We start from the raw sequence: 8847 nt of genomic DNA, 5'->3' as shown, positions 1-8847 counted from the left end.
CGCGGGTGGGTGAGGGTAGGGGCGGGTGTGCCGTCCGCCGCCCGGCGATGGGGCCTGCGTGGGCGCGCCTTGGGGTTCCCTGTCCCGGATGGGGCGGTCGGACGGGGCTGCCGTGCCCGTCTGTGCGTTGACCCGCGTCGGGTTGTCTGGCACCCGAAAGGGCCGGTGTGCGGGTCAAACCCGCGAGAGCCCGCCAAAGCATGTAGGAGTCTGTTGTCATGTCCCAGACGCACGGAGAGATCTTGACCGGATCTGCGCTGCTGAATGATCCGAATGCCAACAAGGGAACGGCATTTTCGGTCGCGGAGCGACGTGCTTACGGGCTTGAGGGTCTCTTGCCGCCGCAGGTCGAGACGATCGACCGGCAACTGGAGCGCGCGTTGCAGCATCTGGATGCCGAGCCGAACAATCTCGAACGCTACATCTATCTGACCGGCCTGAACGATCGCAACGAGACCCTGTTCTACAAGGTGCTGATGTCCGACCCGGCGCGGTTCGTGCCGATCGTCTATGCGCCGACCCTGGGCGAGGCGTGCCGTCTGTTCAGCCATATCTACCGGCGGCCGCGCGGGATGTACATTACCCTCGACATGAAGGGCCGCATCGCCGAGGTCCTGCGCAACTGGCCGCACAAGGATGTGCGCTTCATCTGCGTGACGACCGGCGGCCGTATCCTCAGTCTTGGCGATATCGGCGTGAACGGGATGGGGATCCCGATCGGCAAGCTTCAGCTCTACACAGCCTGCGGCGCGGTGCCCCCGCGCGTGACGATGCCGATCCAGCTCGATATCGGGACGACGAACGAATCTTTATGGATCGATCCGCTCTACCTCGGCCTGCGCCGTTCGCCCCCGCCCCCGGCCGAGCTGGACGCGTTCGTGGCCGAGTTCATCGACGCCGTGCAGGACGTGTTCCCGGACTGCCTGATCCATTTCGAGGACTGGAAGGGCACCGACGCGCTGCGCACCCTGGCGCGCTACAAGGACCGTATCCTGTGCTATAATGACGACATCCAGGGCACCGCGTCCGTTACGCTGGCCGGGCTGATGACCGCGCTGCGCACCACGGGCGGCCGCCTGCGCGACCAGCGGGTGGTGTTCCTCGGCGCGGGTGCGTCAGCGGTGGGTATCGCCGATCTTCTGGTCCGCGCGATGCAGGACGAGGGGGCGACCCTCGACGAGGCCCGCGCGGCCATGACGATGCTGGACAAGGACGGCCCGATCACGCCCGCGCGCAATGACCTGACCGTCGAACAGCGCCCCTATGCCCGGGACGCCGCTCCTGGTGACGGGCTGAGGGAGGTGATCGAACGCGCACGCCCGACGGTGCTGGTCGGCGTCTCGACCGCAGGCGGGACCTTCACTGAAGAGGTCGTCCGTTTGATGGGCGATCTGAACGAGCGGCCGATCTTTTTCCCGTTGTCGATTCCACACGCGGAGTGCACGGCGGACGAGGCCTATCGCTGGACGGATGGCCGCGCGCTGTATGCCGGTGGCGTTCAGTTCCCGCCCGTGGCACTGGGCGAACGCCTGTTCTACCCGGGGCAGGCGAACAATTTCTACATCTTCCCCGGTCTGGCGCTGGCCAGCTTCGGCGTGAAGCCGACCCGCGTCACGGATGACGTGCTGATCGAGGCGGCGCGCGCGCTGTCCGACCAGATCGGTCCCGAGGGCATGGCCAAGGGGCTGCTCTATCCGCCGCAGAGCGACATCATGGCGATCCAGATCACGTCGGCCTGCCGCCTGGCGGCGTTCATGTTCGACAACGGCCTGGCGCAGGTGGAGCGTCCGGCCGATATCCGCGCGTGGATCGAGAGCCTGACCTACAGCCCCGACTATCCCGCGCCTCAGGTCTGAGACGTTGGCGGGGACGGGCCGTTGAAGGTCCGGTCCCGTCCATGGGACGGTCGCATCCTTACAGAGTGCGGGAGAAGATGATGAAGCTCAGTGCGCGTAACGTTCTGGCCGGCAAGGTTGTCGAGGTCGTTCTCGGAACCACGACAGCGCATGTCCGGATCGACATCGGGGGCGGCGCGATCGTGACCTCCTCGATCACGAACGAAGCTGTGGCGGACCTGGACCTCAAGGTCGGGGACGCGGTCTCGGCCATCGTCAAGTCATCCGACGTCATCGTCGGCAAGTAGGCACGCCGTTCCGGGCGGAGGGAGCGCCCCCGCCCGAAACGCCGGTCAGTGCGTGCCGGCCGCGTGCATGCCCAGTTCAGCCAGAAGACGGCGGTCGCGGTTCTCGGCCGGGTTCGGCGTGGTCAGCAGCTTTTCGCCGTAGAAGATCGAGTTCGCACCCGCGAGGAAGCACAGGGCGTGGGCCTCGTCCGTCATGTTCTCGCGGCCCGCGGCCAGACGCACATGGCTTTCCGGCATGGTGATGCGCGCTGCCGCGATGATGCGCACGAACTCGATCGGGTCCACCGCCTCCGCCTCGGCCAGCGGTGTGCCCGCGACACGCACCAGCAGGTTGATCGGCACGCTTTCAGGGTGCCGGGGCAGGCTGGCCAGCGTCGCGATCAGTCCGGCGCGGTCGGATTCGTCCTCGCCCATGCCCACGATCCCGCCGCAGCACACATTGATGCCCGCGTCGCGCACGTTCGACAGCGTGTCGAGGCGCTCCTGGTAGGTGCGGGTGGTGATGATCTTGCCATAATATTCGGGCGAGGTGTCGAGGTTATGGTTGTAGTAATCCAGCCCCGCGTCGCGCAGCCGCGCGGTCTGCCCGGCGTCGAGCATGCCCAGCGTCACGCAGGTTTCCAGCCCCAGTTCCTTCACGCCCTCGATCATGGCGCAGACGGTGTCGAGATCGCGCTCCTTGGGCGAACGCCATGCGGCCCCCATGCAGAAACGGGCCGCCCCGGCGTCACGCGCGGCGCGGGCCTCCTTCAGGACGGCCTCGACCGCCATCAGGCGGCTGGCCTTGACGCCGTCCTCGTGCTGGGCACTTTGCGGGCAGTAGGCGCAGTCTTCGGGACAGCCGCCGGTCTTGATCGACAGCAGCGTCGAGATCTGGATCTCGGTCGGATCGAACCGCGCGCGGTGCACGGTCTGTGCCCGGTACATCAGTTCGGGGAAGGGAAGCGCGATCAGGGCGGCGACTTCCTCGCGCGTCCAGTCGTGGCGAACCGGGAACGCGGGCGTCGGGCGGCCGGTCGAAAGCGTGGGCGCGATGCCGTCGGGCATTGGTCTCTCCGTTGTCGGACACATCCGAGGCGCAGGCAGGCCCGAGGCCACCCGCAAGCCGCTCTCCATGCCATGTCCGGTCCCGGCCCCGCAAGCGCCATGGTCCATCCCGGAAGGTCGTCGACCGGTGCGTCCGGACTGGCGCATTCGGGCAAATCGCGATAGTCCGGACGAAACCGATCAACGCTCCGCCTTCTTTACGGTCGGGGATGGCACAGACAGACGGGCCAAGATGAAGCACTGGCGTATCGAACAGATGGACTGGGACAGTTTCGACCCGTCAAAGGTCGACCCCCGGATCGTGCCGACGGTCAAGGCTGCCTCGGTCGTCGAACGCAATGGCGTGGATTACGCGCGCTATCTGAACAATGTGTTCATCGATGATCCCGATTTCCGTCAGGCGGCCGACAACTGGGCGATTGAGGAAGTGCAGCACGGGGACGCGCTGGGCCGCTGGGCGATGCTGGCCGATCCGACGTGGGACTACATGGACGCGTTCGAGCGCTATCGTGCGTCCTATCACATCGATCTGGACGTCGATGCGTCGGTCCGGGGATCGCGCACGGGTGAACTGATCGCGCGCTGCATGGTCGAGACCGGCACGTCATCGTTCTATACCGCTCTGGCGGACGCGACGGAGGAGCCGCTGCTCAAGGCCATCTGCAAGCAGATCGCCGCCGACGAATACCGGCACTTCAAGCTGTTCTACGACCATATGCACCGCTATCTGACGCGCGAGAAACTCAGCGTCTGGCAGCGCACCCGCATCGCGCTGGGCCGCGTGACCGAGAGCGAGGACGACGAGCTGGCCTCGGCCTATCACACTACCAACGAGCCGCCCGACATGCCCTACGACCATCAGCGCTGCATCGCGCTGTATATGGTGCATGCCATGGGTTTTTATCGTCCCCGCCACATCAACCGCGTGACGTCGATGATCTTCAAGACCATCGGCTTCACGCCTCACTCGCGCCTTCAGGACTGGGCGTCGCGGGCGGTGTTCGCGCTGATCCAGCGACGGCAGAGAAAGTTCAAGCGCCAGCTTGCGATCGCCTGAACGGGCAACGCCACGGCGCGCACACGACAAGGAGGCCCGATGATGCCGTGTTTCCCCCGCCGCGACCACACGGCGTTCACCCTGCGGAGCGTTCTTTCGATGGCCGCCGTGCTGGGTGCTGCGGGCGCGCTGGCGCCGGGCCATGCGCTGGCCGATCCGTGGGCCGTGCCGATCGCCGCGTCGCCCACCCCCACGGATCAGCCGACCGGGCCCGTCGCCCGTTCCGTGCAGACACTGGCCGCGCAGGTCGGGCCCGCGGCCTTCACCGCCCCGACATGGCATCCGGGCCTGTTGCGTCATGTCGTGCTGTTCAGGTTCCGCGATACGACGACCACGGACCAGAAAGCCGAGGTCGTCCGTCGCTATCTGCGTCTGGTTCAGGATTCGCGCCGTCCGGACGGGCACGCCGTGGTGCAGTCGATCGATGGCGGCAGGCAAAACAGCGGCGAAGCCTCGGCGGCACCCTACGATCTGGGGTTCGTGGTCACGTTCGCCTCCGAAGGGGATCGCAATTATTTCGTCGGCGCGCCGGTGGTCACCGCGCCGGGTTTCTTCGACCCCGCGCATCAGGCCTTCAAGGACTATGTCGCGCCGCTGGTCGACGGCGTGTCGGTGTTCGACTTCGATGTCGCGGAGACCGCCTCGTCCGTCGTGCCCCGCGCCGCCGCACGCCATCGCTGATCATGCTCCCGTTCTTTTCGACACGAGGTTTCATGCCGTTTCCTGTCCGAGCCCGCCGCGCCGGTCGCGTTGCCGCCCTGTTGTCCCTCCTTCTGGCCGGCTCGGCGCCGCTGGCGCTGGCGCAGACGGCACCCGCCGCCGTCGCGCCGGTCGCGACAGACCCGTCCCAGCCCGATTTCGGCGCGTGGGGATTCGATCTTGCGGGACGGTCGACTAGGATCACGCCCGGCAACGATTTCTTCGGCTATGCCAACGGGACATTCGTCGACCATCTGGTGATCCCGTCCGACCGGACCAGCTGGGGTCCGTTCAATGAACTGGCCGAGCTGTCGCGCTCGCGGGTACAGACGATCCTGAACGAGGTCTCGGCGCACCCGGTGGCGCACCCGTCCTCGGTTCCCGAAAAACTGGGCACGTTCTATGCCTCGTTCATGGACGAGGCGGCGGTCGAGGCTCTGGGCGCCAAACCGCTGGCGGCCGATCTGGAGGCGATCAGGGCGGTTCGTGACGCGGCGTCCTTCGCCTCCCTGACGGGCACGGCGCAGCGTAATTTCCAGTACACGCCGTTCTCGCTGATGATCCAGCCGGACGCGAAAGACCCGACGGTCTATGCGATCAACCTCGATCAGGGCGGTATCGGTCTGCCGGACCGGGATTACTATTCCAAGCCATCGTTCGCGGCGAAGAAAACCGCCTACCAGGCTTATATCGCCCAGATGCTGGGCCTGATCGGCTGGCCGGACGCCAAGGCGCAGGCCGCCGCGATCGTCGCGTTCGAGACGCGTGTGGCCGCCGTCCACTGGGCCCGCGACCAGATGCGCGACCCGGAGAAAATCTATAACCCCATGAGCGTCGCCGACCTGGCGGCCAAGGCGCCCGGCTTCGACTGGGCGACGTGGCTGAAAGCGGCCGGTATTCCGGAGATCGACCCCGCCAAACGCGTCCTGGTGGTGGGCGAGCCGAGCGCGATCGCGGCCGAGGCAAAGATCCTGGGCCAGACCGATATCGCCACGCTGCGGGCGTGGCTGGCCTTTCATCTGGCCGACAACGCCGCGTCGAGCCTGTCCAGGCCGTTTGTGGAGGCGTCGTTCGCGTTCAACGGCAAGACCCTGTCCGGACAGCCGCAGCTTCAGGTCCGCTGGAAGCGCGCGGTGACGGCAACCAGTTCGGCCATGGGCTGGGCGATCGGGCATGTTTATGTCGACCGCTACTTCCCGCCCGCCAGCAAGGCGGCGATGCAGACCCTGACCGGCGAGCTCAAGGCCGCGTTCCGCGCGCGGCTCCAGGCCAATACGTGGATGGGCGACGCGACGAAGGCCGAGGCGATCCGCAAGCTGGACGGCTTTACGGTGCAGATCGGCTATCCGGTGAAATGGCGTGACTATGACCAGCTCGACGTCCGCTCCGGCGATGTCTACGGCAATGCGGAACGCGCCGTGGCCTTCGAATGGGCGTACTGGGTCGGACACCTTGGCAAGCCCGTCGACCGGGACGAGTGGGACATGACGCCGCAGACCGTCAACGCCTACAACAACCCGGTTTTCGACGAGGTGGTGTTCCCCGCCGCCATCCTGCAGCCGCCCTTTTTCAATCCGAAGGCCGATCCGGCGATCAACTACGGTGCGATCGGTGGTGTCATCGGGCACGAGATGACGCATTCCTTCGACGACGAAGGCCGCAAGTTCGACCATCAGGGGCGTCTGCGCGACTGGTGGACCAAGGACGATGCGGCGCGTTTCCAGGCGCTGGCCGATCGTCTGGGCAAGCAGTATGACGCGTTCCAGCCGCTGCCGGGCGTGCATGTGAACGGCAAGCTGACGATGGGCGAGAATATCGCCGATCTGGGTGGCCTGACGCTCGCGCTCGATGCCTATCATGCCTCGCTGAAAGGCCAGCCGGCCCCGGTCATCGATGGTCTGACCGGCGACCAGCGCGTCTTCCTGGGCTGGGCACAGGTGTGGCGCGAAAAACTGCGCGACGACACGGTCCGTCAGTTGACGGTGGTCGATCCGCACTCGCCTCCCCGGGCGCGTGTCAACCTGCCGATGCACAACATCGACGCGTGGTACGCGGCCTGGAACGTCAAATCGGGCGATGCGCTTTACCTCAAGCCCGCCGACCGCGTGAAAATCTGGTAGGCGAGGCAAACGCAGTCCGGGGGTTGCGGTGACGGGCGTCCGGTGCTGTGTGGGGGCCTATATCGGCCCCTGCCGGGGCCCTTGGGCGTTTGAGAGAGAACCATGACCACGATCGCGCTAGGCTACCCCGACACGATCCAGCACGAAGCAACGGCTGCGGCCGTCGCCCGCGTGCTGGAAGCCAATGATGCCGAGGTGGATTTCGTCCCCGGCGCGCGGGATGTGGTCGTGGCGCAACTGCGCGCGGGCGAGATCGACATGTTCGTCTCAGCATGGCTGCCGGATATCGACGCGGACCTGATCGGAGGCGGCGGCGATCTGATGGCCCTGGGGCAGCTGTACCGGCCGCATTTCACCCTGTGCGTTCCCGCCGTCGTGGGCGATCTGGCCTCGATCGCCGATGCGACGCCCGCTCTGCTGTCGCCCGAGATCGTCACGCCCGAGAGCATGGTCTCGGCCGTGCGGCAGGCGGCGGGGGCCTATGGCCTGACCGAACGCGGCTTCACGCTGGACGTGCGGCCCGACGAGGTGGCCTATGCCCATGCGGTCGGGGTGATCGAACGCGGCGAGGCGGCGCTGCTGCCTCTGCCGCAGCCGCATTTCCTGTTTCATGACGGACGCATCACGCAGCTGGCCGACCCTTTGGGTGCGCTCGGGCGGGAACAGGTCGCGCAGATCGTGCTCAGCCGCGCGGTCCGCGATACGCTTGATTCCGATCTTCTGGACGAACTGGACGAACTGACGCTGGGCAACAAGGTGATCAGCGCGCTCGACTGTGCCATGCGGCGCGAGGGGTTAAGCGCTGAGGCCGCCGCCGAGTCCTGGCAGCGCGGGCGCCTTCTGCCACGCTGAGGGCACGTCCATGACCGGCATGAACGCCGACGCGGCCGATACGGCGCTCGCGGCCCAATACGAGGCCTATCCCTACCCGGAGCGCGATCCGCGAGACGAAGGCAAGCGACTGCTGATCGGCAGCCCGAGCCATCTGCGTGAAATCGATCACTGGGTGTTCGGTGCCACGCGCCCTCGTTCGCGTCCGCTGCGCGCCCTGGTCGCGGGTTGCGGGACGGGCGACGCCGCGATCATGCTGGCCACGCATATGGCGCGCGAGGGACGCCCGGGTGAGGTCGTGGCGCTCGACCGTTCGGCGCACGCCCTGTCGATCGCGCGGGCGCGGGCACGGGTTCGGGGGCTCGACAATATCCGCTACGTCGCAGGGTCGCTGACGGACCTCGCTGCGCTGGACCTGGGCGCCTTCGACTACATCGACTGTTGTGGCGTGTTGCATCATCTGCCCGACCCGGACGCGGCGCTGGCGGGGCTGGTCGCGGCGCTGGCGCCCGGTGGCGGGATGGGGCTGATGGTCTATGCCCCGCATGGCCGCACGGGTGTTTACATGCTGCAGGACGCGCTGGCGCGACTGGCGCCGCCGGAGCAGGAACCGGCAGCGCGGCTGGACGTGGCGCGCCGCGTGATGCGGCATCTGCCGCCCACGGCGTGGCTGCGGGTGAACGGTAATTTCGGCGACCATCTGACCGGCGGGGACGCCGGCCTCTACGATCTTCTGCTGAACCCGCGCGACCGGGCGTACGACGTGACGGCGCTGTTCGGCCTGCTGGACCGGGCCGGGCTGTCGGTTGCGTGCCTGATGGAGCCTGCGCGGTACGATCCGGCGCTGCTGCTGCCGGACCCGCGCCTGCGCGGACGTCTGGACGGGCTGGACGTGCGCGCCCGTGCGGCGGTGGCCGAGGATCTGGCGGGCAATATGGCGACGGACGTGG

Annotated in this window: 8 protein-coding genes; 7 read left to right on the top strand and 1 reads right to left on the bottom strand. The window is 67.1% G+C overall.

The annotated features are described in order from the left end of the window. Nucleotides 1-242 precede the first annotated feature (242 nt). Both HUK82_RS12410 and HUK82_RS12405 read left to right on the top strand, forming a co-directional pair. Nucleotides 243-1856 carry an NAD-dependent malic enzyme gene (locus HUK82_RS12410; protein ID WP_373318243.1) on the top strand — a complete coding sequence of 538 codons (1614 nt, stop codon included), beginning with the start codon at nt 243-245 and terminating at the stop codon, nt 1854-1856. An 80-nt stretch (nt 1857-1936) separates the two neighbouring features. Next, the gene (locus HUK82_RS12405) at nt 1937-2143 is read left to right on the top strand and encodes a TOBE domain-containing protein (RefSeq protein ID WP_176614263.1); all 207 of its coding nucleotides are present in this window, start codon (nt 1937-1939) and stop codon (nt 2141-2143) included. 45 nt (nt 2144-2188) lie between these two features. On the opposite strand, the gene bioB is transcribed toward HUK82_RS12405, so the two are convergent. Further along, nucleotides 2189-3190 (bottom strand): biotin synthase BioB, encoded by a 1002-nt coding sequence (gene bioB / locus HUK82_RS12400; RefSeq protein WP_176614260.1) that lies wholly within the window; start codon nt 3188-3190, stop codon nt 2189-2191. A gap of 232 nt (nt 3191-3422) precedes the next feature. Here bioB and HUK82_RS12395 point away from each other — a divergent pair, with 232 nt between their 5' ends. From HUK82_RS12395 to HUK82_RS12375, 5 genes are all read left to right on the top strand, one after another. Then, nucleotides 3423-4247 carry an acyl-ACP desaturase gene (locus tag HUK82_RS12395; protein ID WP_176614259.1) on the top strand — a complete coding sequence of 275 codons (825 nt, stop codon included), beginning with the start codon at nt 3423-3425 and terminating at the stop codon, nt 4245-4247. Between the two features lie 39 nt (nt 4248-4286). Beyond that, entirely contained in the window at nt 4287-4928 is a 642-nt protein-coding gene (locus HUK82_RS12390; RefSeq protein ID WP_246495320.1) for a Dabb family protein, read from the top strand. Between the two features lie 32 nt (nt 4929-4960). Next, nucleotides 4961-7066, top strand: a complete 2106-nt coding sequence (locus tag HUK82_RS12385; protein ID WP_176614258.1) for a M13 family metallopeptidase — start codon at nt 4961-4963, stop codon at nt 7064-7066. A gap of 102 nt (nt 7067-7168) precedes the next feature. Beyond that, nucleotides 7169-7918, top strand: a complete 750-nt coding sequence (locus HUK82_RS12380) for a glycine betaine ABC transporter substrate-binding protein (RefSeq protein WP_176614257.1) — start codon at nt 7169-7171, stop codon at nt 7916-7918. Nucleotides 7919-7928: 10 nt separating this feature from the next. After that, the coding region (locus HUK82_RS12375; RefSeq protein WP_176614256.1) for a class I SAM-dependent methyltransferase at nt 7929-8847 on the top strand (919 nt) is incomplete at its 3' end.

The sequence above is a fragment of the Ameyamaea chiangmaiensis genome (assembly GCF_013376175.1).
GTDB classification, from domain to species: Bacteria; Pseudomonadota; Alphaproteobacteria; order Acetobacterales; family Acetobacteraceae; genus Ameyamaea; species Ameyamaea chiangmaiensis.
This window is presented reverse-complemented; position numbering and strand designations above follow the sequence as displayed.

Coding starts and splice junctions, on each gene's coding strand:
- HUK82_RS12385 (WP_176614258.1), top strand. CDS start 4,961: ATGCCGTTTCCTGTCCGAGCCCGCCGCGCCGGTCGCGTTGCCGCCCTG.
- HUK82_RS12390 (WP_246495320.1), top strand. CDS start 4,287: ATGATGCCGTGTTTCCCCCGCCGCGACCACACGGCGTTCACCCTGCGG.
- HUK82_RS12405 (WP_176614263.1), top strand. CDS start 1,937: ATGAAGCTCAGTGCGCGTAACGTTCTGGCCGGCAAGGTTGTCGAGGTC.
- HUK82_RS12395 (WP_176614259.1), top strand. CDS start 3,423: ATGAAGCACTGGCGTATCGAACAGATGGACTGGGACAGTTTCGACCCG.
- HUK82_RS12380 (WP_176614257.1), top strand. CDS start 7,169: ATGACCACGATCGCGCTAGGCTACCCCGACACGATCCAGCACGAAGCA.
- bioB (WP_176614260.1), bottom strand. CDS start 3,190: ATGCCCGACGGCATCGCGCCCACGCTTTCGACCGGCCGCCCGACGCCC.